At 71.2% G+C, this 26,492-nt stretch carries 22 protein-coding genes and 3 pseudogenes; 13 read left to right on the forward strand and 12 right to left on the reverse strand.

Annotation, left to right across the window (positions count from 1 at the left end):
- The first annotated feature begins 332 nt into the window (after nt 1-332).
- The 3 genes from F1D61_RS11625 to F1D61_RS11635 all read left to right on the forward strand — a co-directional run bounded on the left by F1D61_RS11625 (nt 333) and on the right by F1D61_RS11635 (nt 3,090).
- Complete coding sequence (locus tag F1D61_RS11625; protein WP_236012505.1) at nt 333-590, forward strand: DUF2312 domain-containing protein; 258 nt, start codon at nt 333-335, stop codon at nt 588-590.
- A gap of 46 nt (nt 591-636) precedes the next feature.
- Nucleotides 637-1,902 carry a DUF3095 domain-containing protein gene (locus F1D61_RS11630; RefSeq protein WP_203158010.1) on the forward strand — a complete coding sequence of 422 codons (1,266 nt, stop codon included), beginning with the start codon at nt 637-639 and terminating at the stop codon, nt 1,900-1,902.
- A 138-nt stretch (nt 1,903-2,040) separates the two neighbouring features.
- A complete protein-coding gene (locus F1D61_RS11635; RefSeq protein ID WP_203158011.1) occupies nt 2,041-3,090 on the forward strand; it encodes a hypothetical protein in 1,050 nt (349 codons plus the stop codon).
- A 34-nt stretch (nt 3,091-3,124) separates the two neighbouring features.
- Here the strand turns inward: F1D61_RS11635 and F1D61_RS11640 are convergent, their stop codons facing one another.
- Nucleotides 3,125-4,162 (reverse strand): YncE family protein, encoded by a 1,038-nt coding sequence (locus F1D61_RS11640; RefSeq protein WP_203158012.1) that lies wholly within the window; start codon nt 4,160-4,162, stop codon nt 3,125-3,127.
- Between the two features lie 175 nt (nt 4,163-4,337).
- Here F1D61_RS11640 and F1D61_RS11645 point away from each other — a divergent pair, with 175 nt between their 5' ends.
- Nucleotides 4,338-5,606, forward strand: a complete 1,269-nt coding sequence (locus tag F1D61_RS11645) for an OprO/OprP family phosphate-selective porin (RefSeq protein WP_203158013.1) — start codon at nt 4,338-4,340, stop codon at nt 5,604-5,606.
- A gap of 314 nt (nt 5,607-5,920) precedes the next feature.
- Here the strand turns inward: F1D61_RS11645 and F1D61_RS11650 are convergent, their stop codons facing one another.
- Nucleotides 5,921-7,174 carry a L,D-transpeptidase family protein gene (locus tag F1D61_RS11650; RefSeq protein ID WP_432443254.1) on the reverse strand — a complete coding sequence of 418 codons (1,254 nt, stop codon included), beginning with the start codon at nt 7,172-7,174 and terminating at the stop codon, nt 5,921-5,923.
- A gap of 231 nt (nt 7,175-7,405) precedes the next feature.
- Here F1D61_RS11650 and F1D61_RS11655 point away from each other — a divergent pair, with 231 nt between their 5' ends.
- The 3 genes from F1D61_RS11655 to F1D61_RS34110 all read left to right on the forward strand — a co-directional run bounded on the left by F1D61_RS11655 (nt 7,406) and on the right by F1D61_RS34110 (nt 8,677).
- Entirely contained in the window at nt 7,406-7,729 is a 324-nt protein-coding gene (locus F1D61_RS11655) for a hypothetical protein (protein ID WP_203158014.1), read from the forward strand.
- A gap of 35 nt (nt 7,730-7,764) precedes the next feature.
- Nucleotides 7,765-8,319, forward strand: a complete 555-nt coding sequence (gene speG, locus F1D61_RS11660) for a spermidine N1-acetyltransferase (protein WP_203158015.1) — start codon at nt 7,765-7,767, stop codon at nt 8,317-8,319.
- Nucleotides 8,320-8,431: 112 nt separating this feature from the next.
- Nucleotides 8,432-8,677, forward strand: a complete 246-nt coding sequence (locus F1D61_RS34110) for a hypothetical protein (protein ID WP_246775959.1) — start codon at nt 8,432-8,434, stop codon at nt 8,675-8,677.
- 14 nt (nt 8,678-8,691) lie between these two features.
- Here F1D61_RS34110 and F1D61_RS11665 read toward each other — a convergent pair.
- The 3 genes and pseudogenes from F1D61_RS11665 to F1D61_RS34115 form a co-directional block, all read right to left on the reverse strand.
- Nucleotides 8,692-11,055 (reverse strand): annotated as a pseudogene (locus F1D61_RS11665) (response regulator); the annotation flags it as partial.
- Between the two features lie 156 nt (nt 11,056-11,211).
- Nucleotides 11,212-11,982, reverse strand: a complete 771-nt coding sequence (locus tag F1D61_RS11670) for an NAD kinase (RefSeq protein WP_203159025.1) — start codon at nt 11,980-11,982, stop codon at nt 11,212-11,214.
- Nucleotides 11,983-12,270: 288 nt separating this feature from the next.
- Nucleotides 12,271-13,026, reverse strand: a pseudogene (locus tag F1D61_RS34115) (MBL fold metallo-hydrolase); the annotation flags it as partial.
- Between the two features lie 198 nt (nt 13,027-13,224).
- Between F1D61_RS34115 and ggt the strand changes: the two are divergent.
- Nucleotides 13,225-14,961, forward strand: a complete 1,737-nt coding sequence (ggt, locus tag F1D61_RS11680) for a gamma-glutamyltransferase (protein ID WP_203158016.1) — start codon at nt 13,225-13,227, stop codon at nt 14,959-14,961.
- Nucleotides 14,962-15,274: 313 nt separating this feature from the next.
- Nucleotides 15,275-16,093: a transglutaminase-like domain-containing protein gene (locus tag F1D61_RS11685; RefSeq protein ID WP_203158017.1), complete on the forward strand. Its 819-nt coding sequence runs from the start codon at nt 15,275-15,277 to the stop codon at nt 16,091-16,093.
- Between the two features lie 340 nt (nt 16,094-16,433).
- Here the strand turns inward: F1D61_RS11685 and F1D61_RS11690 are convergent, their stop codons facing one another.
- The 6 genes and pseudogenes from F1D61_RS11690 to F1D61_RS11715 form a co-directional block, all read right to left on the reverse strand.
- Complete coding sequence (locus F1D61_RS11690) at nt 16,434-16,643, reverse strand: cold-shock protein (RefSeq protein WP_203159026.1); 210 nt, start codon at nt 16,641-16,643, stop codon at nt 16,434-16,436.
- 747 nt (nt 16,644-17,390) lie between these two features.
- Nucleotides 17,391-18,089 (reverse strand): di-trans,poly-cis-decaprenylcistransferase, encoded by a 699-nt coding sequence (locus F1D61_RS11695; protein ID WP_203158018.1) that lies wholly within the window; start codon nt 18,087-18,089, stop codon nt 17,391-17,393.
- Between the two features lie 34 nt (nt 18,090-18,123).
- The gene (locus F1D61_RS11700) at nt 18,124-18,483 is read right to left on the reverse strand and encodes a winged helix-turn-helix domain-containing protein (RefSeq protein WP_203158019.1); all 360 of its coding nucleotides are present in this window, start codon (nt 18,481-18,483) and stop codon (nt 18,124-18,126) included.
- Nucleotides 18,476-19,116: pseudogene (locus F1D61_RS11705) on the reverse strand (hypothetical protein). Before F1D61_RS11705 ends, F1D61_RS11700 begins: the two are co-directional and overlap by 8 nt.
- Nucleotides 19,117-19,312: 196 nt before the next feature.
- Entirely contained in the window at nt 19,313-20,551 is a 1,239-nt protein-coding gene (locus F1D61_RS11710; protein ID WP_203158020.1) for a Zn-dependent hydrolase, read from the reverse strand.
- A 93-nt stretch (nt 20,552-20,644) separates the two neighbouring features.
- On the reverse strand, nt 20,645-21,595 hold the full coding sequence (locus F1D61_RS11715) for an NAD(P)H-dependent flavin oxidoreductase (protein ID WP_203158021.1): 951 nt from the start codon (nt 21,593-21,595) through the stop codon (nt 20,645-20,647).
- Between the two features lie 131 nt (nt 21,596-21,726).
- Between F1D61_RS11715 and F1D61_RS11720 the strand changes: the two genes are divergently transcribed.
- Both F1D61_RS11720 and F1D61_RS11725 read left to right on the forward strand, forming a co-directional pair.
- Nucleotides 21,727-22,281 carry a GNAT family N-acetyltransferase gene (locus F1D61_RS11720; protein ID WP_203158022.1) on the forward strand — a complete coding sequence of 185 codons (555 nt, stop codon included), beginning with the start codon at nt 21,727-21,729 and terminating at the stop codon, nt 22,279-22,281.
- Entirely contained in the window at nt 22,271-23,491 is a 1,221-nt protein-coding gene (locus F1D61_RS11725) for a serine hydrolase domain-containing protein (RefSeq protein WP_203158023.1), read from the forward strand. The genes F1D61_RS11720 and F1D61_RS11725 overlap by 11 nt, the downstream gene beginning before the upstream one ends.
- 23 nt (nt 23,492-23,514) lie before the next feature.
- Here F1D61_RS11725 and F1D61_RS11730 read toward each other — a convergent pair whose 3' ends face one another.
- Nucleotides 23,515-24,303, reverse strand: a complete 789-nt coding sequence (locus tag F1D61_RS11730) for a DUF2189 domain-containing protein (RefSeq protein WP_203158024.1) — start codon at nt 24,301-24,303, stop codon at nt 23,515-23,517.
- A 322-nt stretch (nt 24,304-24,625) separates the two neighbouring features.
- Here F1D61_RS11730 and F1D61_RS11735 point away from each other — a divergent pair, with 322 nt between their 5' ends.
- Together F1D61_RS11735 and F1D61_RS11740 are read left to right on the forward strand one after the other, a co-directional pair.
- A complete protein-coding gene (locus tag F1D61_RS11735) occupies nt 24,626-25,267 on the forward strand; it encodes an MBL fold metallo-hydrolase (RefSeq protein WP_203158025.1) in 642 nt (213 codons plus the stop codon).
- Nucleotides 25,268-25,295: 28 nt separating this feature from the next.
- Complete coding sequence (locus F1D61_RS11740; RefSeq protein WP_203158026.1) at nt 25,296-26,258, forward strand: aldo/keto reductase; 963 nt, start codon at nt 25,296-25,298, stop codon at nt 26,256-26,258.
- Nucleotides 26,259-26,492 lie beyond the last annotated feature (234 nt).

A 26,492-nucleotide genomic window follows, 5' to 3' on the forward strand; every position in this document is an offset into this window, starting at 1 on the left:
TCCCCCTCACCCTCGCTCCGGCTTTCGCCTGCGCTTCTTTCGCCCCCGGCAAGGGGGGCGAAAGCCTCTCCCCGCCCGCGGGGAGAGGGGATTTCCCACGCCACTCTTCTCACCGCACAGCAGCAAGGGCGGCAGGCGACTGAATCCCCACGGGATCACACCACCCCGAATCCGGCAGCGCAAGAACTCGGTAAGGTTGCGCATCTATCAAGATCCGGGAGGGCGAGCCGAAGGCCGCCATCCGTCAGTGGGTTGGGGTGCCTGATGGCCGCGTCCGCCCCGGCGGCACGACAGACCCATCGGCAAGGAGACCGTGAATGAACGCGCACAGCATGCCGGACGCCGACGTCGCCTCGTCGGGCGTCGCCGCCGAGGAGCTCAAGCAGTTCATCGAGCGCATCGAGCGCCTGGAGGAGGAGAAGGCCGGCCTCCAGGGCGACATCAAGGACGTGATGCTCGAGCTCAAGGGCCGCGGCTTCGACGTGAAGGCGGTCCGTACCATCCTGCGCCTGCGCAAGAAGGACCATTCCGAGCGCCAGGAGGAAGAGGCGATCCTGGAGCTGTACATGCAGGCGCTGGGCATGGCGTAGCCGTCCCGGGCGGAACCGGCGCCGCCTCTTCGAGCGTTTGGGACCGATGGAGACACCGACGCAAGCGGAGCCCGGAGGCTTTCGCTACGCCGACCTCACCCCGGCGACCGACTTCCTCACCATCCTCGACGACGCGCTCTACCGCGCCGTCCCGGAGGGCTGGTGGGTGGCGGTCACCGACGTGGTCGATTCGAGCGGCGCCATCGCGGCGGGGCGCTACCGGGCGGTGAACTTCGTCGGGGCGGCGGTGATCGCGGCCCTGCGCAACGCCCTCGGGCGGCGCGAGATGCAGCAGGACCTTGCCTTCGTGTTCGGGGGCGACGGGGCGAGCGTGCTGGTCGCGCCCGGCGAGGACGCGGCGGCGCGAGAGGCGCTCGCCGCGACCGTGACCTGGGCCCGCGACGCGATGGGGCTGTCCCTGCGCGCCGCCCTGGTGCCGGTGGCGGCGATCCGCGCGGCCGGCCACGCGGTCGAGGTGGCGCGCTACGCGCCGTCGCCGGATGTCGCCTACGCCATGTTCATGGGCGGAGGCCTCGCCTTCGCCGAGCGTGCCCTCAAGCAGGGTCTCTACGCGGTCGCGCCGGCGCAAGCGGGCACGCAGCCGGACCTCACCGGGCTGACCTGCCGGTTCGAGCCGGCGCGGGCCCGCCACGGCCTGATCCTGTCGATCCTGGTGGTGGCCGCCGAGGGTGCCGACCGGGACGCCGCCCGGGCGGCGATCGCCGACGTGGTGCGGCTGGCCGCCGAGGCGCCGTCCCGCGGCCATCCCCTGCCGCCGGGCGGGCCCGCCTTGCACTGGCCGCCGCCGGGATTCTCCCACGAGGTGCGGGCCCGCGGCCCCCTGTGGGGCTCCCTGCTGCTGCGGCGCCTCCACCTTCTCGGCGCGACGGTCGTCGCCCACCTGATCTTCCGCTTCGGCCTGCGCGTCGGCGGGTTCTCCGCGCCGCGCTACCTCGACGAACTGGTGGCGAACGCCGATTTCCGGAAATACGACGACGGCCTGCGCATGACCCTCGATTGCGGGCCCGACCTCGCGGCGCGGATCGAGGCGCGGCTGGAGGCCGCCGAGGCGGCGGGGCTGGTGCGGTTCGGCCTGCACCGCCAGGCCGCGGCGCTCACCACCTGCATCACCCCGGTCGCGGCGTTGCGCGACCACGTCCACTTCGTCGACGGCGAGGATGGCGGCTACGCGCGGGCGGCGCAGGCGCTGAAGGCGAAGGAGGCCGCGCGCCGCGCGGATGGGCAGCCAGGGTCCGCAACCCGCGCGGCTGGCGCGGATCCGGGCACCGAATCGGCCCGGAGGCCGGTTTGAGGCGAGAGCGTGGCTGCGGAACCGGGCGGGCAGGCGATCGGTCGCAGCCCACCCTTGCGTCAAGAGAAGGGACTTGGTGACCAGACTCACCGTATATCCCGCCTTTCCGATTCGAACTGGAACAGAGCCCCCTTGGAAATGAACGACGCGGTGTGGACGGCTGAGGCGACCGAGAAGGCGGTCGCGCTGTGGATCGATGGACATGACCCGGCGGAGATCGCCGGCGTGATCGGCACGACGGTCGCCGATGTGATCGGCCGCGTGGCGCAGGCCGCACTGGCGCGGCAGCAGGCCAAGGCGGCGGAGAAGGCTGCGGCGGCCAAGGTCGCGGCACTCCCTGCGGTCCCCAGAGTGGAGCCGGTCGCCCGGGTCGAGCCCGCGCGGGCCGAGCCGGTGCCGCCGGCCGCCAAGGCGGAGCCCATCAAGGCCGAAGCCAAGGCCGAGCCCGCCAAGCCGGCCCCCCGGATCCTCCCTTCCCGGATCCTCACCGCGGATGCCGCCCCCGCCAAGGTCGTGACCAAGGCGGCTCCGGCCAAGCCTCCGGTCGCCAAGCCTCCGGTCGCCAAGCCCGCGGCGGCGACCACGAAGCCCGCGGCGGCGCCCGTCGCGAAGCCCGCGGCACCGGTCGCCGAGAAGCCGGCCGCCAAGCCGGTCGTCGCCCCGCCGGCCCCCCGGGTCGAGGCGCCGGTGATGAGCGCGCGCGCCCTCGAGGAGGCCACCCGGGCGTTCCTGGCCGCCAACATGGCGCCGTCCCGCAAGGCGGCGCCCGCCCCGAAGGCCGCCCCGGCCCCCGCAGCCAGGGCCGAGGCCCCGCGGGTCCAGGCCCCGCCGCGCCCTGTCGAGGCTCCCGCCCGTCCGGTCGCCCCCGTCGTCCAGGCGGCCCCCGTCGCGGCGCCCGCGCCCATGATGACCGCTCCCGTCCCGGCCGAGACGACCGAGGGCGGCAGCCTCGTCGCGCTGCCGATGTCCCGCCGAGTGCCGGCGGCCGCGGCCGATGGCGGCGACGGCGTGCTGTTCCTCAAGGCCGGCCTGCTCGACTGCACCTTCCCGCTCTGGGCCGACGGCGACGGCACGGCGATCGAGTCGAAGCGCGTCTGCGGCTGCCGGGTGCTCACCGGCAAGCGCTGGTGCCGCACCCACTACGCCACCGTGTTCGAGCCGCCGAAGCGGCCGATGCGGGCGGCCTGATGTCGATCCGGGCCCCGACCGGGGCCCGGATCCGTCATCCCGGCAGCACCACCATCACGTCCGGCTCGCGCCCGGTGGCCAGGGTGCCCTGGACGCGCCGCCCGTCGAGACCGACGACCGCGATCCGGTCGTCCTCCAGGGCCGCGAAGGCCAGCGGGCTCGACGGATGGCGGGCGAGCGCCACCGGCGCGGCCCCGAGCGGCACCACCGCCATCTCCTTCAGCGCAGGATCGAGGAGCGACAGGCTCTTCTCGGCGTAGTTCGCCAGGATCAGGTCGCCCTCCGTCCCGCAATCGACCCGCACCACGTCCCCCCGCGTCGTCACCGTGCGGGTGATGGTCATCGCCTCGGTGGCGAGCGCGGTCAGGGTCGCGCTGCGGCGGTTGGCGACGTAGAGCGTCGCCTCGTCGGGGGAGAGCGCGCTGCCCTCCGGCCCCAGCCCGGTCGCGACGATGCGCGGGCCCTCCGCCGGCGCGAAGGGCCTGACCCGGCTCACGGTGTTCGACAGGATGCTGACGACGTAGGCCGTCTCGCCGTCCCGCGACAGGGAGAAGAGGTGGCCCTTGATGCCGCCGGTCGCCACCGCCCGGTCCGGGCGCTCGGCCCGCGCCGGCGCGTCGAAGCCGAGGAGCACGTCGCGATCCTCGCTCAGCACGAACAGGCGGTCCCCGGCATCGAGCCGGATGCCGTGCAGGCGCCGGAACGGCGCGCAATCGATCGTGCGGGCGAGGCTCCGCGCGGCGAGATCGACGACGTAGACGGCGTCTCCCCCCGGGCCCGGCGTGGTCGAGGACTTGGCGCCGTATTGGGCGACGTAGGCGCGGGCCCCGGCCCGATCGACGACGAATTCGTGCGGGTATTCCCCCGGCAACTCGACCCGGCCCGTGCGCCGGCCGGTGGCGAGCTCGTAGAAGCCCAGGGCGCGGTCGCCCTTCTCCATCACCAGGAGGGTGTCGGAGCGGCCGGCTTCGCCGGTCCGGGTCGGGCCGGCCTGGGCCCGGGCGGAGCCCTGCGTCAGGGCGAGGGCGGCGAGGCCGGTCAGGCAGGTGCGGCGGTCGATGGCGGGGGGCATGCGGGTTCCTCGATCGTCCCCGACACAACCCGGAGGTGACGCGGCGGTTCGCCCCGCGCACGAGCGTGTCGCGCCCGCCACACCGCCCGGCGATCGTCGAGGAACCGGCAGAAGGTCGCATCGCCGTTACGCGAGAACGGGCAGGTATCCGGTATCCGTCGTGAGGACCCGGCCCATGTCGCATCCCCGTTCCTGGCCTCTCGCCGCCCTCCTGCTCGCATCGCTCGGCCTGCCCGCCGCCGCCATCGAGGGACCGCCGGGTCCGTTCGGCGAAAAGCTGACCATCGACGAGCGCGGCATCACCCTGAAGTTCCCCGACGATGCCGCGACCCTGCGCATCGGCGGGCGCCTGCAGCTGGATTTCGGCACCGGGCGGGTGCAGCAGCGCGGCTTCGGCACGGTGTTCGACACGCCGATCGCCGTGCGCCGCTCTTGGATCGAGAGCTACCTCACCCTCGGCAAGCAGCTGGAACTCGCCTTCCAGTACGATTTCGCCGAGCCGAACCGGCCGATCAACGACGCGGTCGTCGCCTACAAGGGCTTCAAGAACGTCATCGTCGCGCTCGGCAACATGAAGGAGCCGTTCAGCCTCGACCAGCTGATCTCCGACAACAACACCCTGTTCACCGAGCGCTCGCTCGCCGACGCCTTCGCGCCGGCGCGCAATGTCGGCTTCGCCGTCGGGACCTACGGCCGGAACTGGACCGCGGTGACGAGCGTGTTCGGCGGCAACATCAACAACGCCGCCATCGGCGACCAGGGCATCGCCTCGACCACCCGCGTCACCTACGCCCCGTATCTCGGCGAGAACGGAATCGACGTCCTGCATTTCGGTGCCGCGGGCAGCTTCCGCTCGCTGCCGAACGACGGCAGCGCGCTCACCCTGTCGAGCCGCTCCGAGGCCTTCCTGTTCGCGCGGCAATTCGTGAATACCGGCGGCATCCGCGACGCGGCGAATATCGGCCGCGTCGGGCTCGAGGCGGCGTGGCAGGCCGGGCCGTTCCGGCTCCAGGCCGAGTACATCCTGACCGAGATCGGCCGCTTCGGTGGTGCGCCGTCCCTGAGCTTCCAGGGCGGCTACGTCCAGGCCGGCCTGATCCTCAACGGCAAGGGCCGGCGCTACCAGATCGCCCCGAACTACGCGACGGAATATGGAGTGTTCGGGGGCGTGCAGGTCGAGGAGGCGCAGCGCGTCAGCCGCGGCGGCACCGGGGTGTTCGAGCTGGGGCTGCGCTACAGCGCCATCGACCTCGAGGACCGCTCCATCCGCGGCGGCATCGAGCATGATTTCACCGCCGGCGTGAACTGGTACCCGGACCGCAACATCCGCTTCGTGTTCGACTACGTCCGCTCCCACACCTCGCCCTCGCCGGCGAGCCTGAACTTCAACCGCCGGACGATCGACGCGGATGCGTTCATCGGGCGGGCGCAGTTGTTCTGGTAGAAACGACGACCTCCTTCGCAAGCCGATCGACCACCATCACATCCTCTGCATCGTGCCGGGGCCGCGCAGCGGAGCCCGGAATGACGCGGAGGGTATCAGAGCCTGTTTGATCGACTTAAGCACTTACTCCCACACACGACCTCATCCTGAGGTGTCAGTCGATTGACAATCGACTGACCTCGAAGGAGGACTCCAGGGATCGCGAAGACTTCTGGAGCCCTCCTTCGAGGCTCCTTTCAGTCGCACCTCAGGATGAGGTCGCTGATGGAATAGAAAATCCCCTTGCGATGCCGCTTTTGCACCTCAACCGGGCTTTAACGCACCACCGCGAACTTCGCCGTCAGAAACCGCGGCCGGGCCGGCTCGGGCGAGGCCGCAAGCGTGAGGCGGGACGGTTCCTCCGCCAGGCGCAGGCGCGAGAACGGCGACGGCTCGGTCTCGATCATCGGCAGGGGCACGAAGGCGGCCGCGACCTGGATCGGGTGGATCGGCGGGGGCGGGCGGCGGCGGGCCGGGATCACCACCACCTCGCGGCCGGCCAGCGGCAGGGCCTCGGGCCGGCTGACGTCGCCGAAGCCCGCCGGCACGATGAAGGATGCAAACGGGCTCGCCGCCGCGGCGCCGACGGGCGCGTAGGCGGTGGCGCCGGTGACCGTCGCCGTGCTGGCGACGGCGGCAGCACTCATCGTAGCCCCAAGAACTTGGGCGCGTTTCAGGATCGCGGTGAAGCTCGGATGCTGGCCGCCATCGGCGTAGGTGGTGCGCACCGCCTCCACCCCGCCCTCGACCAGGGCCTGGATGCGGGCCTCCTCCTCGCCGCGCCGCGCCACCGCCAGGGCCTCGACCGCCGGGTCGGGATAGGGGGAAAAGGTGTAGCGTCCGCCCTCGACGCCGACCAGCGGCTCGCGGCCCGTCGCCTCGAACCGGTCCGAACCCTCCTTGAGTTGGCGCCAGAAGGCGATGTGCCGGTCGGTGCGGTGGCGCGCCATCGCGCGGGCGGTCATCCGGAACGGAAAGGCCTGGAACTGGAACGCCGCCTGTCCGCCGGCGAGGGCGTCGCGCACGAGCGCGTAGATCTCGCCGACCTGCCGGTCGGTCATGGCAAAGCAGCCGGCCGAGGAGCAGGTGCCATGCACCATGAGCGCCGAGCCGGTGCCGCCATGGGCCCGGTCGTAGGCGTTGGGATAGCCGACGTCGAAGGAGAGGTAATAGGCCGAGTTCGGGTTCAGCTGGCGAGAAGCCACCGAATAGAAGCCCTCCGGCGCCTGGCGGTCGCCGTTCCGGGTCTTGGGACCGAGCTGGCCCGACCAGCGGCAGATCGGGAAGGTCTTGAGGTGGACGAAGCGGCCATCCGCCGCCCGCTTCCACACCTCGATCTCGGATTCCTGCTTGTAGGCCCGCAGCAGCACCGGCGCCGATGGCGCCATGGTGCGCGCCGCCATCAGGGCGAGGGTGGCCGGCGGCACCGGGGCGAGATGCTTGGGCGCCGCCTGGACGGGGAGGGGGACCGCCATAAGGGCCGCCGAGACGGCCGTCAGGCACAGGATCGTCCGTCCCCGCAAGGCCATTCCCCGTCGCTCCCTTCCTCGCCCGCGCCGGGCATGGCACGGCAATGTGGCGGTTTTCGCGCGGCAGCCTGCCATCGAACACTGTCGAGAGGCTGAACGGCAAAGCTTTGTCCTGCGCGCAGGGACAGTCTGTTCGAGACGGAGCGCGGCTGACATTCGCAAGGTTTCGTTAACGTCTTGTTCGTTCCTGGCCGTCAGCATGGGCGGCCTCGTCCCTCGCGGGGACACCGGATGACGGAGGCTGCGATGCCCGAGACCGGACGACGCTGGCTGCGGCTGGTGGAGGGGGACGCGCCGGAGGCGGACGGACCGCTGCCGGGAGAGGCCGGAATCCGGCGCCTCGCCGCCCTGCGGGGCCAGTTGCGCAACCAGCTCGCGGCCCTGCGGGATGCGCCGGTCTCGGCCGTGGCGCGGGCGAACCCGGAGGACGCCGAGGCCGCGGCCGCCCTCGACCGGCTGGTCGTCGAGGTCACGCGGCTCGCGGAAGGCTGGGATCGCCTCGCGGCGGCGGTCGCGGCCCTGTCGGCGAGTGACGGGGCGCCGCCGGAGGAGTAGGATCGGGGCCTTCCGCCGACACCGTTCGAACGACCATGGCCCCGAATCCCAAGCTGCGACCGCTGGAACGCGAAGACCTGCTCTTCGTGCACCAGTTGAACAACAACGACAGCATCATGCGCTACTGGTTCGAGGAGGCCTACGAATCCTTCGCCGAGCTGGCGCAGCTCTACGAGCGCAACATCCACAACCAGACCGAGCGGCGCTTCATCATCGCCACCCCGGAGAACGAGCGCGCCGGCCTGGTCGAGCTGGTGGAGATCAACCACCTGCACCGCTCCTGCGAGTTCCAGATCGCGATCCACCCGTCCTTCCAGGGCCGCGGCTACGCCCTGCGGGCGACGCAGATCGCCATGGACTACGCCTTCAAGGTGCTCAACATCCACAAGCTCTACCTGCACGTGGACAAGGACAACCGGCGCGCCATCGGCATCTACGAGGCCTGCGGCTTCGAGACCGAGGGCATCCTGCGCGACGAGTTCTTCGTCAACGGCAAGTATCGCGACGCGGTGCGGATGTGCATGTTCCAGCCGGCCTACCTGTCCCGGCGCGGCGGCGGCGACGTCAACGAGCCGGTGCTGAAGACCTGACAGCGGGCGCCGCGCGCGGGGCACGATCCCCGGAATGCGACGGCACTCCCCCTGGCGCCGGCCGGCCCGGCTCCCCTATTGAGGGGGCCGACCGGGAGCCCCCAAAACCTTGCTGCGCGAAACCTACCACATCGAGATCATCGGCCCCGAGGACGCGCCGGTCCAGCGCGCCTCGATCCGCAGTACCGGCCTCGACGCCGCCCGCGAGCGGGCCCTGCGCCTGTTCCGCCGCGCCCGGGTGCCGCAGCGCTCAGGCCCCGCGGCGGAGGCCGTGCGCATCGTGGATGGCGCCGGCACCGAGGTGTTCCGCTGGAGCGTGTGGGACGAGGGCACCGGGCCGGGACGCTCGCGGGGATAGGCGCCCTCATCCCCCTCCGGCCCCGTCCTCGCCGCCAACTCGTCGATCAGCCCTTGCATCGAGGCCGGGACCGCATCCGGCACCTGCCCGGCATACATGGTCCGCAACAGGTTGCCGATCTCGCCGAGCGACACGCTGCCCTTGACGATCACCCGCTCGGTGTCGCGGCCGAGGCGCTCCTTCTCGGCGGGGGTGATGTCCTTGGCGGTCAGCACCACCACCGGCACGTCGGCGCCGTCGGGCCGGGCGCGGAGCTGGGTCAGGAAGGCGAAACCGTCCATCACCGGCATCATCAGGTCGAGGAGGATCAGGGAGGGCCGGCCCTCGTCGAGGCGCTGGAGGCCGGCGGCGCCGTTCTCCGCCTCGCGCACGGTCCAGCCGTCCCGGGACAGGCTGCGGCGCAGGCGCTCGCGGGCATCGTCGTCGTCGTCGACGAGCAGCACCGTGCCGGGGGCATCACTGGGGCGGTAGCGCTCCATCAATCCCTTGAGATGGTCCCAGTCGATCGGCTTGACGAGGTAGTCGGTGGCCCCCAGCGCCCGGCCGAGGCCCTGCTCGTTGACCACCGAGGTCATGATCACCGGGGTCGCGGCGAGGTCCGGGTCGGTGCGGATGGCGTGCAGCACCGACCAGCCGTCCATCCTGGGCATCTCGACGTCGAGGAGGATCGCCCGGGGTTTCAGCGCCCGGGCCAGCGCCAGGCCGGCCTTGCCGTCATTGGCGGTGCGCACCCGGAACCCCTCGCGCTCGAGGAAACGCGACAGCAGCTCCCGCGCCGCCGGGTCGTCGTCGACGAGGAGCACCGTGTCGTGGCGTGCGGCCTCCGCCTTGGCCTCGGCGATGGCCCGCACCTCCTCCGGGCTGTGCTCGTCGTCCTGCGCCGTCAGCAGGGCCGGCAGCCGGATGGTGAAGGTCGCGCCCTCGCCGTAGGTCGAGGTCACGGCGATGTCGCCGCCCATGCGCCGGCAGAAGGCGCGGGTGATGGCGAGCCCCAGCCCGGTGCCGCCGAATTGCCGGGTGGTCGATTCGTCGGCCTGGGCGAAGCGCTCGAACAGCCGCCCGCATTGCTCGGGCGTGAGGCCGATGCCGGTATCCGTGACCGCGAAGGTCAGCCAGTCGGCCCCGTCGACCGCCTCGCGCCGGGCCGAGAGGGTGATGGTGCCGCCTTCCGTGAACTTCGCCGCGTTGCCGAGGAGATTGACGAGGCACTGGCGCACCTTGCCCTGGTCCTGGCGCATGGTGCCGGCCTCGTCGGCAATGTCGAGGACGAGGCGGTTGCGCTTCTTGGCGATCAGCGAGTCGGTCGCCGCCACCACGTCGTCGATCATCGCCGTGACGGCGAAGTCCTCGGCCGCCACCGTCATGCGGCCGGCCTCGATCTTCGAGATGTCGAGGACGTCGTTGATGAGGCCGAGCAGGTGGCGCGCCGACGATTCGATCTTGCGCAGATCCGGCAGCAGCTCGGCCTGGCCGAGATCCTCCAGCTCCTCGGCCAGCATCTCCGAATAGCCGATCACCGCCGAGAGCGGGGTGCGCAGCTCGTGGCTCATGTTGGCGATGAACTGGCTCTTGGCGCGGTTGGCGGCCTCGGCGGCGTGGCGGGCGCGCTCGATCTCGGCCTCGGCCTCCTTGCGGTCACTGATGTCGACATGCATGCCGACCCACTCGCGCAAGCTCCCGTCCTCGGCGGTGACGGGGGCGGCGCGCACCTCCATGTGGCGCCAGGCGCCGTCGCGCCGGCGCATCCGGTACTCGATCTCGAAGGGCATGCGCGTCTCGACCGCCCGCGCCCAGGCATCGGCGGCCCGGGCCCGGTCGTCCGGATGCACCGCATCGACCCAGCCCCAGCCCTGCGCCTCCTCGTCGCTCTGGCCGGTATAGGCGGTCCAGCGCCACTGCCCGATCGAGAGCTCGCCAGAGGCATCCGCCGACCAGATCATCGCCGCGGCGCTGTCGACGAGGGCGCGGAAGCGGTCCTGGGCGTGGCGCAGGCGCTCCTCGGCGGCACGCCTGCGGGTGATGTCGGTGTTGGTGCCGTACCAGCGCACGATCTGCCCGGAGGCATCGCGGAACGGCCGGGCCCGGGACAGGAACCAGCGGTAGACCCCGTCGGCCCCTTTCAGCGGAAACGTGTCCTCCCACGGCTCGCCGGTCTCGAAGGCGCGGCGGAAGCGCGCCTCGACCCGCTCGAGGTGGTCCGGGTGGTGGACGCTGCGCCAGCCCCAGCCCTGCATCGATTCGAGGGTGGTGCCGGTGTAGTCGTACCAGCGCTGATTGTACCAGACGATATTGCCGTCGGCCTCGGCGATCCAGGCGAGCTGCGGCAGCGACTCGGCGAGGTTGCGGTAATCGTCCTCCCGCAGGTGTGCGTCGCTCATCGGATGCATCCCCGGCGGGCGGACGGGGGCAGGGTCTCAGACATCCGGGCGGCTCCGTGGCGAGGCCCCGATACCGGGCCCGGGCACGGATCTATGCGGGGCCGCGCCGGCTTCCAGTGCGCCCGGATGCCGTAGGAGCACCGGAGGCCGGGACGATCAGCCGAATTGCTCGCGCAGGATGCGCTCGTCCATGCCCTGGCCGGGATCGTGCAGCATCACGAGGTCGGTCGAGCGGTCGAGCTGGGTCTCGACCCGGGCGACGCGGCGGAACTCGGTATGGTCGGCCACCGCCGCGACGGGGCGGTATTCCGGGTCCTTCACCTCGATGCGGATGCGGGCGTGGTTGGGAAGCAGCACGCTGCCCTGGCGCCGGGGCCGGAAGGCCGAGATCGGGGTCAGCGCGATGAGCTGGGACGAGATCGGCAGGATCGGCCCGCCGACCGAATGGTTGTAGGCGGTGGAGCCCACGGGGGTCGCCGCCAGCACCCCGTCGGCGATCAGCTCGGGCAGGCGGACCTGGCCGTCGATCGAGATCTTCAGCTTGGCGGTTTGGTGGGTCTGGCGCAGCATGTAGACCTCGTTGACCGCCCGCGCCGTGTGGGTGAGGCCGAGCACGTCGGTGACCACCATCAGGAGCGGATGGACCACGCTGCGCTGCGCCACCTCGAGCCGCTCGATCAGGTCGTCGAGGTGGAACTCGTTCATCAGGAAGCCGACGGTGCCGCGGTTCATGCCGTAGATCGGCTTGCCCGTGCCCATGAAGCGGTGCAGCGCCTGGAGCATCAGCCCGTCGCCGCCTAAGCCCACCACCACGTCCGCCTCCTCGGGCGGCACGTGGTCGTAGCGCTGCATCAGGAGCTCGGCCGCCTGGCGGGCGTCGGGCGTCGGGCTCGCGATGAAGGCGATCTGGTTGAAGCGCCGCGCCATGTGGGGTGTCCCGACCGCCGAAATCGTACAGGCCCGCCGCGCCTCCCTCGACGCCGACGGCCGCCGGGCCGTCGCCGGCCGCGGCGGCACGAGGCATAGCACGCGGGGGCGGCGTGTCGTCCAGCGCTCAGCCGAGGCCCACCCCCATTGCAGCGGCACGAACTCGTAGGCCGCGCCGGCCTTCGCGATGTGGCCGGCGGCCGGGAAGGGGGCGTGGTAGAAGGCGACCGGCAGCCGCTCGTCGGCGGCAAGCGCCAGCATCCGGTGGCGGGTGGCGCGGGCCTGATCGGCATCCATGTCGAACAGCGCCGACCAATCGGGATGGCGCACGAACAGGGCCGGGTGGTTGGTGATGTCGGAGGCGATCAGCAAACGCCGCCCGCCGGATTCGAGCCGGAACGAGGTGTGGCCAGGGGTGTGGCCGGGGGTGCCGAGGGCCGTGAGGCCCGGCAGCACCTCCTTGTCCCAGGAATAGCGCTCGATAGTGAGGCCGCTGCCGAAAATCTTCTGCACGGCGCCGAGATTGGCCTTCAGCGCCTCGGGCGGGTTCGCCATCCGGCCGTCATCCATCCAGAAGCGCCACTCGGCCTCCGGCACCAGAACTTGCGCGTTCGGGAAGGTCGGCGAGCCGTCCTTGCGCTTGAGGCCGAGGATGTGGTCGGGGTGGAAGTGGCTGATCACCACCGCGTCGATCGTGCCCGGCTCGATCCCGGCGAGCGCCAGCCCGCGCAACACGCCGCCGGTGCCGGGCGGACCGTTATCGGCGAAGCCCGCATCGACCAGCACCCGCTTGCCGCCGAGGGTGAGGAGGAGCGGCGTGAAGGTGATCGGCAGGGTGTCGGTCGGCAGGAAGGCCTGGGCCAGAGCCGACTGGACCTCGGGGAGGGGGGCGTTGCGCACGAAGCCCGCATCGAGGGGACGCTTCACCCCGCCCTCGTGCAGGGCGGTCACCGAGGCCTCGCCGAGGCGATAGCGGTAGACCCCCGGCAGGTCGGCGGCCGGCGCCGCGGCGCCGCCGGCGAGGCCGGGGGCGCTGGCAAGCACCGGGCCGGCGATGATGCCCCCGCCATGAGGGTGCGACGGTTCATCGACATGGAGGCCTCCCGGCAGACTGTTCCTCCCGCAGCTAGAGCGCGGGCCGCGGAAGGGGATGGGTGCCGCACGGATCCGTCACGCGCGCGATACAGCCGCGCGCCGCCGTCGTGTACCGTGGCGGCGAATCACCAGCAGGGCAGGACGCTCATGGGCACCAGGATCGCCGCATTCGGCATCGGTCTTTTCTCGGCGTTCCTCGTCGTGACGGTCCCGCGGGAGGCCGCGTACGCCGCCTCGCGGGCGCCGGTCGCCGCCGAGCACGGCATGGTCGTGACGGCCCAGCATCTCGCGACGCGGGTCGGCGTCGATGTGCTGAAGCAGGGCGGCAACGCGATCGATGCGGCGGTCGCGGTCGGCTACGCGCTGGCGGTGGTCTATCCGGCCGCCGGCAATCTCGGCGGCGGCGGCTTCATGACGATCCAGCGCGCCGACGGCAGCCGGACCTTCCTGGATTTCCGCGAGAAGGCGCCGCTCGCCGCCACCCGCGACATGTTCCTCGACAAGGAGGGGAACGTCGTCAAGGGCGCGAGCACCAAGACCTTCCTGGCGGTCGGCGTGCCCGGCACCGTGTCCGGCCTCGAGGAGGCGCTGGCGAAATACGGCACGAAGCCCCGCGCCGAGCTGATCGCGCCGGCGATCAAGCTGGCGGAAGAGGGTTTTTCCCTCGACCAGGGCGACGTCGACATGCTGGGAACCGCCACCGAGGATCTCGGCAAGGATCCGGCCTCGGCGAAAATCTTCCTGAACCAGGGGCGGCCCTATCGCGTCGGCGACACGCTGGTGCAGACGGACCTCGCCGGGACGCTGCGGGCGATCGGCGCGCACGGCAAGGACGGGTTCTACAAGGGCGCGGTCGCCGAGGCGCTGACCGGGGCGAGCAAGGCGCAAGGCGGGCTCATCGTCCAGGCCGACCTCGACCGCTACGCCACCCGCGAATTGCCGCCGATCGAGTGCGACTATCGCGGCTACCGGGTGATCTCGGCCCCGCCGCCCAGCTCCGGCGGGGTGGTGATCTGCGAGATGCTGAACATCCTCGAAGGCTACGACCTCGCCAAGCTCGGCTGGGGCTCGGCGCAGGCGGTCCATTACGAGATCGAGGCGATGCGCCACGCCTATCTCGACCGCAACAGCTATCTCGGCGACCCGGATTTCGTGAAGAACCCGGTCGCCCGGCTGACCGACAAGGCCTATGCGGGCAAGATCCGCGCCGTCATCGACCCGCAGAAGGCCGGGGTCTCGGCCGAACTGAAGCCCGGCGTAGCCCCGCACGAGGGCAGCAACACCACCCATTACTCGATCGTCGACTCGCAGGGCAACGCGGTCTCGGTGACCTACACCCTCAACGACTGGTTCGGCGTGCGGATCACCGCGCCGGGGACCGGCGTCCTCCTCAACAACGAGATGGACGACTTCACCGCCAAGGTCGGCGTGCCGAACATCTACGGCCTGCTCCAGGGCGAGGCCAACGCCGTCGCGCCCGGCAAGACCCCGTTGAGCTCGATGAGCCCGACCATCGTCGCCAAGGACGGCAAGCCGGTCTTCGTGACGGGGACCCCCGGCGGCAGCCGGATCATCACGGTGGTGCTGCACAGCATCCTCAACGTGATCGATTACGGGATGAACGTGCAGGAAGCCGTGGATGCGCCGCGCCTCCACAACCAGTGGATGCCCGACGTGACCAATGTCGAGCGCTTCGCCCTGTCGCCGGACACCCGCCGGATCCTGGAGGGCATGGGGCATAAATTCGGCCCGGCCCAGCCGGCGAACCACCTGGCGGCGATCCTGATCGGCGCGCCGGTCCTGGGCGGCAAGCCGGTGGGGGCGTTTCGGTACTATGGGGCGAACGATCCGCGGCGGAATACCGGGAGTGCGTTGGGGTATTGATGGGGGGGTGCCGTGGAAGCCTCGCGCTTCCGCGGCGCGTAGGCGGCGACGACTTGGCGGCGACGACTTGGCGGCGACGACGTCGTAGCCACGACTTGGCAGCTCGGATACCGGTGCGCCAGCACCGTTCGCTCCCGCACCGTCGCAGAGTGTGGCCCGAGAATCGCTCCCTCGACGATACGGACCGGTCAGGCTGCAAAGACACGCGTCTTCTGTCATACATCGTTTCGATGCGGCCTCGCGATCCGGCGGCGCGACCCGGCCCGAATCCGCGGGGAGGGCGTGCTCCCGACCGGCTCCGCGGGGACAATCCATGCGCATCCAGGTCGGCTGTGAAATGACCTACGACTTCGCGCACGACACACCGGTCGTCGCGATGCTGAACGTCCACGCCTCGCGGTTCTCCGATCTCGAGAGGCCCGACTACCTGCAGACGGTGCCGGCCGTCCCGCTGGAAGGGTATCGCGACACGTTCGGGAACTGGTGCAACCGCTTCGTCGCCCCAGCGGGGCGCTTCACGCTCAGGACCGATACGATCGTGCGCGACCACGGCAACTGGGACGTGGCCGATCCGCGCGCACAGCAGGAGGCGGTGCATGCCCTGCCCGTGGAGACGCTGCTCTACCTCCTCGGCAGCCGGTACTGCGAGACCGACCGCCTCTCTCAGACCGCCTGGGACCTGTTCGGGACCATGGCGCCGGGTTGGGCGCGGGTACAGGCGGTCTGCGATTACGTGCACGATCGCATCACCTTCGGCTACGCGCATTCGCGACCCACGCGGACGGCGCTGGAGGCGTTCGACGAGCGTCGCGGCGTGTGTCGCGATTACGCGCATCTCGCGATCACCCTGTGCCGCTGCCTCAACATCCCGGCCCGCTACTGCACCGGATACATCAGCGATATCGGCCTGCATCTCCCGCACGCCCCGGGTGATTTCGCGGCGTGGATGGAGGTCTTCCTCGGCGGCCGCTGGCATACGTTCGATCCGCGCAACAACAGCCCGCGCATCGGCAGGATCCTGATCGCCTACGGACGGGATGCGGCCGACGCCCCCCTGACGCTCACGTTCGGGCCGAACACCCTAGTGGACTTTCATGTGACGACAGAGGAAGCGCAGCCGCTGACCGCGTGAACGGCGCCCCGAGCCTTCCGGCTGGCGGAGGCAGGCCCATCGGCCGGGGTCGCGGCATCGACCCGAGATGCCGATGCATCGATGCGATCTCGGGCTTGAACGAGATCGCTCGCGTGATTGCCCCATCTCGACTTGTCGATGCCAAGCCCAACAATCCGAAACCCTGCGCCTGGCGAAATCCCGAGAACGGCAGCAAAGGCCGCTCTCGGCAAGCTCCGGCATCATTTCAGCCGGCAGGAATCCCTTCCATGGCAGCGCCCGATCGCCGGGCGATCGGGCGCTGTTCCAGGTTTTCGATCTTACCGCGACGAACCGACCTCCGCCTCGTCGCAAAGATGGTTCAAGCGACCTTCAGGTTCTCGGCAGAGGCTTTACCGCGACGCTGGTCGACCACCACCTCGTAGGAGATCTTCTGGCCGTCCGCGAGGTCGCGGAGGCCCGCCCGCTCGACCGCGGAGATGTGGACGAACACGTCCTGGCCGCCGTCGTCGGGCTGGATGAAACCGAAGCCCTTGGTTCCGTTGAACCACTTCACCGTACCGGTTGCCATGAGCGTACCTCCCTCGATGGTCATGGGCTCTACCCGATCCGGTGGCTCGCCGCCCCCCCCATAATTCGCGCCATCGCGCGCGTAGCCGAGCCTGGGCCTCCAGGCCGCGGCCTCGTGCGATCGGCCCGTCTGCGCCCCCACGCCCAGGATGGCACTCCGTAACCGATCCGCATGCGCCTCTTGCGGATAAACCAGAGACGCCGTTTGCCCGACGGCGCTCCAGACCGGCAGCGAGCCTTCGCGCACGAACATGGCGATCGCCTCGATCGCCTCCCACCGATCGGGATCGTCGGCGCCGGAGACCGCTCGACAGACGATGCGGGCGCGCAAGAATGGATCACCGGCGGTCGGGTCCGTCTCCAGGGAGAGCATGACGCCCGACCGGTCGGGCCTCATCTCGTCCGGGAGCGCCTCGATCTTGCGCCAGAGGCAGTACCATCGCGCGCAGGCCGGCGGGCGATCATGGTACATTCCACAGGAATCACCCGTGCTGTGCCCGCACAGGACCCCCGCCGGCTTGGCGAGGGCCTGCACCTCGAGAAGGTGGCAACATGCGGTGCAAGAGCCGCAGTGGCGGCCCGGGACGAGTGCCTGCGACATCCGCACGGTTTAGCCCGATGCCGGCACGCTCGTCATGTCCGAACGACTGCCTCGTGGCTGCCCCGATACGGCGCAACGATCGACGCTCGTCCCCGCACGGCTTCCCACCACCGGCCAGGGCGGGCGCGGAGCCACCCGTTCCGCCCCTCACGCCGCCACCGGCACCCCGCCGAACCGGCGCTGCCGGGCGCGGAACGCCGTCATCGCCGCGGCCAGTTCCGCCTCGCCGAAATCCGGCCAGGCGCAGGGCGTGAAGTGCAGTTCGGCATAGGCGCTCTCCCACAGCAGGAAATCGGAGAGGCGCTGCTCGCCGCTGGTGCGGATCACGAGGTCGACCTCCGGGGCGCCGTCGCCGGTGACGAGGCGGGCGAACTCCTCGCGGGTGGCGTCGGGGGCGGCGAGCCGGGCGGCGGAGAGGATCGCGTCGCGGGCCGAGTAGTCGAGGGCGATGCGCAGGTGCAGGCGGGTGCCGGCCCGGGTCGCCGCCTCGGCCGCCGTGATGGCCTCGGCGAGGCCCTCGGGCAGGCGGTCGCGCCGGCCGATCACGGTGAGGCGGATGCCGTCGCGGCGCAGGATGTCGACCTCGCGGGTCAGGTAGAGGCGCAAGAGACCCATCAGCCCGGACACCTCGGCCGCAGGCCGGCGCCAGTTGTCGGAGGAGAAGGCGTAGAGCGTCAGCGTGCCGATGCCCTCCGCGGGCGCCGCCCGCGCCACACGCCGCACCGTCGCGACCCCGGCCTCGTGCCCGACGCCACGGGGCAGGCCGCGGCGTTCCGCCCAGCGGCCGTTGCCGTCCATGATCAGGCCGACGTGAATCCTGTCTTCCTGTGCGGAAGTGCTTTGCATCGCAAAGTCTCCGGGTAAAAAAGGGGGGAAAGGGTCAGGCGGGGCGGGGCGCCGGCTCGCCCTCACCCTGGCGGGCGGCCTCGGCGGCGTCGCGGACCACGCGCTCCAGCACCGCGAGATAGGCGACGAAGCGCTCGCGCCCGGCCGGGGTGAGGCGGCAGGTGGTGAGCGGGCGCCGTCCCTCGTAGCCCTTGTGGATCTCGACGAGGCCGGCCTCCTCCAGCACCCCGAGATGGCGGCTGAGATTGCCGTCGGTGAGGCCGCAGAGCTGCTTGAGGTCGGCGAAGGCCAGGGGCTTGGGGTGCGAGGCGAGCGAGGTGAGCAGGCTGAGCCGCGCCCGCTCGTGCATCACCCGGTCGAGCCCGTCATACGCGAACGGCGCGGAGTCAGGCATGGTCGCCTCCCGGGGCGCGGTGGAGGATGAGGGCCAGCAGCCCCTGGCCGAGGGCGAAGGGCAGGCCCATGGTCCAGGGCGAGAGCGCATGCCCCTCGGAAGCGGCCGCGATGGCGCCGAGACCCGCGACGAGGTACCAGCCCGCCGCCCAGGCCACCGGCCGGGGCAGGGCGCGCAAGGACGAAAACAGCCCGAGCCCGACCAGCATCTGCCACAGGCCCGGCAGCAGCCATAGCGATCCGGGCGAGAGGCGCGCCAGGACGAAGAGCAGCAGCGCCCCGGCGGCACCGGCCGGCAGGAACGCCTCGACGGCGTTGACGATCATCGCGTCGGCGAGGCCCGAATGGTGCCGGCGGCTGCGCGCCCGCATCTCGGCCCCGATCACCCCGACCGAGAGGAACGCGGTGGCGACCCAGCCGGCGAGGAAGGTGAGGGCCGCGCGGTCGGATCGTCGAGGAGGACGGCCTGGAGGCACGCGGTGGCGAGCGCCAGGCCGCCGGTGAGGACGAGCGCCGAGGGGCCGTAGCCCTGGAAGGCGGTGCCGGCGGCGACCTGGCTCCTGATCGCCACGATATCGGCCAGCACCTTGTCGAGGTCGGCCTTGCCGAGATCCGTCCGGTCGAGGTCGCGCATCGGGGAACCCGCATCAACTTTCCGATGCAAAGTACGCCGTCAGGCAAAGTCGCGCAAGCGGATTCGGGCGGCCGACCTGGCCGCCCGATGGTCCCTAGAGCGCCTCACGATCGCGCTGCCATCGTGAAGCGGTCTATATCATTGATTTTGCTGCATTTTCTGCGACGAACCGGCATCCACTTCGCCGGAAAATGCTCTAGCGGTTGGCCCGCGCCAGGGCGGCGTGGAGCAGGACGTTCACGCCCGGCAGGGTCGGCTCCAGGGCGATGTCCTCGGCCTCGTTGTGGGTGATGCCGTCCCGGCAGGGGGTGAAGATCATGCAGGCGGGAGCGACCCGGGCGACGTGGTAGGCGTCGTGGCCGGCCTGGGAGCGCAGGTCCATGGTCGGGACGCCGAGGTGTTTCGCGGTCTCGCGCAGCAGGCCGATCAGCCCGTCGTCGAAGGAGAACACCCCGAACCCCCATTCCTCGGCGACGGAGATCTGCGTCAGCGAGCGGGCGGCGCAATCGGGCAGGGCGGCACGCAGGCTCGCCTTCATGGTCTCGAGCGTCTCGAGCTTCGGGGCCCGCATGTCGATGAAGAGTTCGGCGTATTCCGACAGGGTGCCGGGGAGGTTCGGCACCAGGTCGAGCCGGGCGGCGGTGGCCTTGGCGTCGGTGTCGGCGTGGGCCCAGCCGATGTCGTTGACCGCTACCGCCACCATGGCGGCGCCGACCAGCGCGTTGTGGCGCTCGCCCATCGGGGTCGGGCCGGTATGGGCGGTGGCGCCCTCGACGGCGATGCGCATGCCGCAGCTCGGATAGCCGCCGGTGACGATGCCGACCGGCACGCCGGCCCTGTCGAGGGCCGGGCCCTGCTCGATATGGAGCTCGAAATAGGCGTCGATGCTGCGCCCGCCGACCGCCTCCGGCCCGCGATAGCCGATGCCGTCGAGCGCGTCGCCGAAGCGGATCCCGTCGCGGTCGCGCCGGTTCTCGACCCAGTCCGGCGTCGCCTGGCCGGACCAGGCCAGCGAGCAGAGCATCGGCGGGGAGAACCGCGCGCCCTCCTCGTTGGTCCAGTTCACCACCTCGATCGCGCGCTTCGTGGCGATCCCGAGATCGTCGAGGGTGCGCAGCACCTCCAGCCCCGCCAGCACGCCCAGGATGCCGTCGAAGCGCCCGCCGGCCCACTGGGTGTCGAGGTGGCTGCCGATCACCACCGGCGGCAGGTCCGGCTCGCTGCCTTCGCGCCGCAGCACCATGTTGCCGAGCCCGTCGACGGTCAGCGGATAGCCGCCCTCCTGCGCCCAAGCTTTCAGCTGGTCGCGCATCACCCGGTCCGGCTCGGTCAGGGTCAGGCGCCGCAGGCCGCCGCGGGGCCCGGTGCCGATGCCGGCCGACACCATCAGGGTGTCCCAGAGCCGGGAGCCGTTCACGGAGAGGTTGGTGGTCATCGAAGGCCTCGCACTGTGCTCAAGGTTGGCGAGCGCCAGCATGCGAGGCCCGTGCCCGGCGGACAAGCGCCGGGCGCAAGGGTGGGGTGCGCGCTACCCGAGGCGCGCGCGGGCCGCCGCGTATTCCGCCTTCAGCCGGTCGATCACCAGGGCGGTCGCCGGCGCGTCGTCGATGGTGCCGACGCCCTGGCCGGCGCCCCAGATGTCGCGCCAGGCCTTGGTGGTGCCGGACCCGAAATTCATCTTGGTCTTGTCGACCTCCGGCAGGGCGTTGGGGTCGAGGCCGGCGGCGGTGACGCTCGGCTTGAGGTAGTTGCCCGGCACGCCGGTGAAATAGGGGGTGTAGAGCACGTCGGCGGCCGTGGTGCCGACGATCATCTCCTTGTAGGCCGGCGCGGCGTTGGCCTCCTGCGTGGCGATGAAGCGGGTGCCCATATAGGCGAGGTCCGCGCCCATCGCCTGGGCGGCGAGGATCGCGTCGCCGGTGGTGATCGCGCCCGACAGGATCAGCGGCCCGTCGTAGAAGCGCCGCACCTCGCCCACCAGCGCGAAGGGCGAGAGCGTGCCGGCATGACCGCCTGCCCCGGCGCAGACCAGGATCAAGCCGTCGACGCCGGCCTCCAGCGCCTTCTCGGCGTGGCGCACCGTGGTCACGTCGTGGAAGACGAGGCCGCCCCAGCCATGCACCGCCGAGACCACCGCGTCGGGGGCGCGCAGCGACGTGATGATGATCGGCACCCGGTGCTGGCCGCAGACCATCAGGTCGTGCTCGAGCCGGTCGTTCGAGGCGTGGACGATCTGGTTGACGGCGTAGGGCGCGACGATGCGGGTGGGATCGGCGGCCTTGGCCTCGGCGAGTGCCGCCTCGATCCGGGTCAGCCACTCGTCGAGGGCTTCCTTCGGCCGGGCGTTGAGGGCCGGGAACGAGCCGACGATGCCGTTCACGCACTGGGCGATGACCAGTTCCGGCCCCGAGACGATGAACATCGGCGAGGCGATCACCGGCAGGGCGAGGGCATGGCGGAGGCTGTCGGGCAGGGACATCGGCGGCGTGGCTCCCGGGGCTCGCGTTCGAGCGGTATCGTTGGGCTCCGGCATCGCACCGGCCCCGGATGCGGTCAACGGGGCTTGCCACAGACCTTGACGGAGACTGCGCCCGGGGCTCCGATACCGCCATGGACGCCTTCGAGATCCGCCGCCTGGGGGCCGCCGACGGCTCGGCCTACCGCTCTTTGCGCCTGGAAGCGCTGGAACGGCACCCTGCCTCCTTCGGCACGTCGTTCGAGGACGTGGCAGGGCACGGGCCGGACTGGTTCGGGGCACGGCTGGAACAGGGGATCACGCTCGGCGCGTTCCGGGACGGCGCGCTCGCCGGTGCCGTCACCCTGGTGCTGAACGAGGGCGCGAAGCTGCGCCACAAGGGCGACGTGACCGCGGTCTATCTCCGTCCCGCGGCAAGGGGCCTCGGCCTGGGCACGGCTCTCCTGGGCCGGCTCATCGCGGAGGCGCGCCCGCTCGTCGAGGCCCTGCGGCTGACGGTCGAGGCCGAGAACGGCGCGGCGTCGCGGCTCTACGAATCGCTCGGATTCCGCGCCTATGGCCGCGAGCGCCGGGCGCTGAAGATCGGGGAGCGCTACCACGACGAGGTGCTGATGGAACTCGCCCTCGCGAACGATCCCGCGTTAGAACCCGCGAACCCCCACGCCCCGGAGACGCCGCGTGAAGCTTGAGATCGGAACCCCGGAAGCGGTCGGCCTCTCCTCGGAGCGGCTGGGCCGAATCGTCCCGTGGATGCGGGGCTATGTCGAGGCTGGCAAGCTGCCGGGCCTGTCGGTGACCGTGGCCCGGCGCGGCCAGGTGGTGTTTTCCCACCAGGAGGGCCTGCGCGACCTCGCCCGCGGATTGCCGATGGACGCCGACACCATCGTGCGCATCTACTCGATGACGAAGCCGCTGACCTCGGTGGCGATCCTGATGCTGTACGAGGAGGGCCGCTTCCAGCTCGACGATCCCATCACCCGCTTCCTGCCCGAGTTCCGGGACATGCGGGTGCTGGTCGGCGGCAGCCGCGCCAAGCCCGAGACCGTGCCGGCGGAGCGCGACATCACGTTCCGCGATCTCCTCACCCACACGTCGGGCCTGTCCTACGGCTTCATGGACGCGACGCTGGTCGACCGGATGTACCGGGAGGAGGGCGTCGACTTCCAGACCGCCGAGACCTCGCTGGCCGAGGTCGTCGCCAAGGCCGCGCGCCAGCCGCTGCTGGCCCAGCCCGGCGCCGAGTGGAACTACAGCATCGCCACCGACGTGCTCGGCCACCTCGTGGCGGTGATCTCGGGAATTCCCTTCGACGATTTCCTGCGGGATCGGATCATCCGGCCGCTCGGCATGGTCGACACCGATTTCCACGTCCCGGCCGACAAGATCGCCCGCTTCGCCTCGAACTACGCGCTCGGCGAAGGCGGCCGGCTGACGCTCATCGACGATGCCCGGGAGGGCCGCTACGCCCGTCCCCGCACCGTGCCGTCGGGCGGCGGCGGCCTCGTCTCGACGGCGTCCGACTATGCCCGGTTCTGCCGCTTCATCCTCGGCGGCGGGGCGCTCGACGGCGTGCGGCTGCTCGGCCGCAAGACCGTCGCCCTGATGATGGCCAACCACCTGCGCGGCGATCTCGCCGATATGGGGCAGCCGCGCTTCTCGGAGTCGAGCTACAGCGGCATCGGCTTCGGGCTCGGGTTCTCGGTGATGCTCGATCCGGCCAAGGCCCAGATCCTCGGCACCCCGGGCGAGGTCGCCTGGGGCGGGGCGGCCTCGACGGCGTTCTGGATCGACCCCGCCGAGGACCTGTTCGTCATCATGCTGACGCAGCTCATGCCGTCCTCGACCTGGCCGATCCGGCGCGAGCTGCGGGTGCTCACCTACGCGGCAATCACCGAGTGATCGCCGCGATCACGGACTGATCGTCACCCCACCGCCCGGCGGTAGAGGTGCCAGGTGGCGTGGCCGAGCACCGGCAGCACCACCGCGAGGCCGACGAACAGCGACACCATGCCGAGGGCGAGCATCCCGGCCACGATGGCGCCCCAGGCGAGCATCGTGCCGGGATTCTCGCGCATCAGCGCCAGCGAGGTCTCGATGGCGGTGCCGGCATCCACATCCTTGTCGATGATGAGCGGGATCGAGACCGCGCCGACCGCCAGCGCCAGGAGCGAGAAGGCGGCGCCGACGAGGTTGCCGGCGAGGATCAGGCCCCAGCCCCGCGGCGTGGTCAGCACGTCGTCGAGGAAGGCCGGCAGCGAGGGCTCGGTGACCCCGCCATAGAGGGTCCAGTACAGCCCCATCGCGGCGCAGAGCCAGGCGAGGAAGATCAGCGCCAGCACGAGACCCACCGCCATCACCGCCTTGGCCGAGCGGCCGCGCAAGGGGGCATAGGCATCGGCCAGGGTCGCGGGCAGGCCCCATTCCCGCCGCCGGCTCATCTCGTAGAGGCCGAGCGCCGCGAACGGGCCGATCAGCGCGAAGCCGGCGGCGAGCGGGAACAGGATCGGGATCAGGTTCTGCTCGAAGGTCGCCGCCGCGATCAGCACGCCGGCGAGCGGATAGATCAGCACCACGAACACCACGTGGGTCGGCATCGCCAGGAAGTCGTCGACGCCCCGCGACAGGACGGCCTTGAGATCCTGGATACCGATCCGCCGCAATGCGGGGCGGGCGGCGGACAGGCCGTGGGCGAAGATGGGCGAACTCGTCATCGCGTTTCCTCCAGGGGGAGGCACCCGCGACGGGAAAGGCCGGGCCGCGTTCGGGCCGTCTGTCGGCGGTCCTTCAGGCGCCCGGTCCGGCCCGCACGGGCGCCGGACAGATCGGTCGCATCAAGACTGGATCACTCGCACCGGGCGGGAGATGCCCCGCCGCACCCCGCGAGGGTAACGCCGAGGCGACCCGCCCGCCAAGAGGGTGCCGCGCACGATCACGCGACGGTGAGCGAGGCCAGGCCCGCGTCGAGCGCCCGGGGTGCCGCACCGCCCGCTTCCACGCTACAAGACCCCACCATCGTCTCACCCAAGGCCGATCATGCCGAGCACGCCCCGCGCCGCGATCATCCCGGTCACGCCGTTCCAGCAGAACTGCACCCTGCTGTGGTGCGAGGCGACGAAGCGGGCCGCCGTGATCGATCCGGGCGGCGACCTCGACCGGATCCGGGCGGCGATCGCGCAGGCCGGCGTCACGGTCGAGAAGATCCTGCTCACCCACGGCCATATCGACCATGCCGGCGGGGCGGCCGACCTGCGCGATGCGCTCGGGGTGCCGGTCGAGGGGCCGCACCGCGCCGACACGCCGCTCCTCGACAGCCTGCCCGAGACCGGGGCGGCCTACGGCATCGACGGCGCCAAGGTGATCACGCCCGATCGCTGGCTCGACGAGGGCGACACGGTGACGGTGGGCGAACTGACCTTCGACGTGCTGCACTGCCCCGGCCATTCCCCCGGAAGCGTGGTGCTGGTGAGCCGGGAGGCCCGCTTCGCGCAAGTCGGCGACGTGCTGTTTCGCGGCTCGGTCGGCCGCACCGACCTGCCGGGGGGCGACCACGCCGCCCTGATCGCCTCGATCAAGGAGAAGCTCCTGCCGCTCGGCGACGACGTCGCCTTCATCCCCGGCCACGGCCCGACGAGCACGATCGGCCAGGAGCGGTTGTCGAACCCGTTTCTCCAGTAGAATCCTCGCTTCCGGTAGGAGCTTCGCCATGGACCTGCGCCCCCTCGGCCGTTCCGGCCTCACCGTCCCGCCCTTCTGCTTCGGCGGCAACGTCTTCGGCTGGACCGCCGACGAGGCGATCTCCTTCGCGCTGCTCGACCGGCTGCTGGAAGCGGGCTTCACCTTCATCGACACCGCCGACGTCTATTCGCGCTGGGCCTCGGGCCATCAGGGCGGCGAGTCGGAGGCCGTGATCGGGCGCTGGCTCAAGGCCCGGGGCGCCCGCGACCGGATGACGATCGCCACCAAGGTCGGCATGGATATGGGCGAGGGCCGGAAAGGCCTGAAGGCGCCGTATATCGAGCGGGCGGTGGAGGATTCCCTGCGTCGCCTCCAGACCGACCGGATCGACCTCTACCAGTCCCATGCCGACGATTCCGAGACGCCGCTGGAGGAGACGCTCTCGGCCTACGACCGGCTGATCCGCGCCGGCAAGGTGCGGGCGATCGGTGCCTCGAACTATTCCGCCGCCCGCCTGCGCGAGGCTTTTGCCGTCGCGGCGCGTGAGAACCTGCCGCGCTACGAGTGCCTGCAGCCCGGCTACAGCCTGGCCGACCGGGAGGAATACGAGGCCGAGCTGGAGCCCCTGTGCCGCGAGGAGGGGATCGGGGTGATCTCGTACTTCTCCCTGGCGGCGGGCTTCCTCACCGGCAAGTACCGCGAGGCCGGCTCGGCCGCCGGCCGCGCCCGGGAGGCCCGGGTCTCGCGCTACCTCAACCCGAAGGGCTTCGCCTTCCTCGACCTCCTCGACGCGGTCGCCCGGGAGCATGGCGCGACGCCGGCCCAGGTCGCCATCGCCTGGCTCGTCGCGCGGCCGGGGCTGACCGCGCCGATCGCCAGCGCCACCTCGGTGGCGCAGCTCGACGAGCTGCTCGGCGGCGTGCGCCTCGTCCTCGACCCGGCGGCATCCGCCCGGCTGGAGGAAGCGAGCCGGGGCACGCTCAAGGCCTGACGACCGCGCGTTGGCGGATCCTTAACGGGGTGCGGCGAAACGTAACCTCGGTTATCCTCCCGCGGGGGGTGGACGGGCATCCGGCCCATCCCCGGCGGGCGCCCGAAAAGCGCCCGTGCGGCGCCGAAAACCGATGCAATTTCAAGGCGGAATGCTTACATCAGGAACAGGCCGGATCGCGCCCGCCGCGGCCCGGAATTCTTGAGACACGAGAGACCAGACGGCGCCGGATCG

The sequence above is a fragment of the Methylobacterium aquaticum genome, assembly GCF_016804325.1.
Lineage (GTDB): Bacteria > Pseudomonadota > Alphaproteobacteria > Rhizobiales > Beijerinckiaceae > Methylobacterium > Methylobacterium aquaticum_C.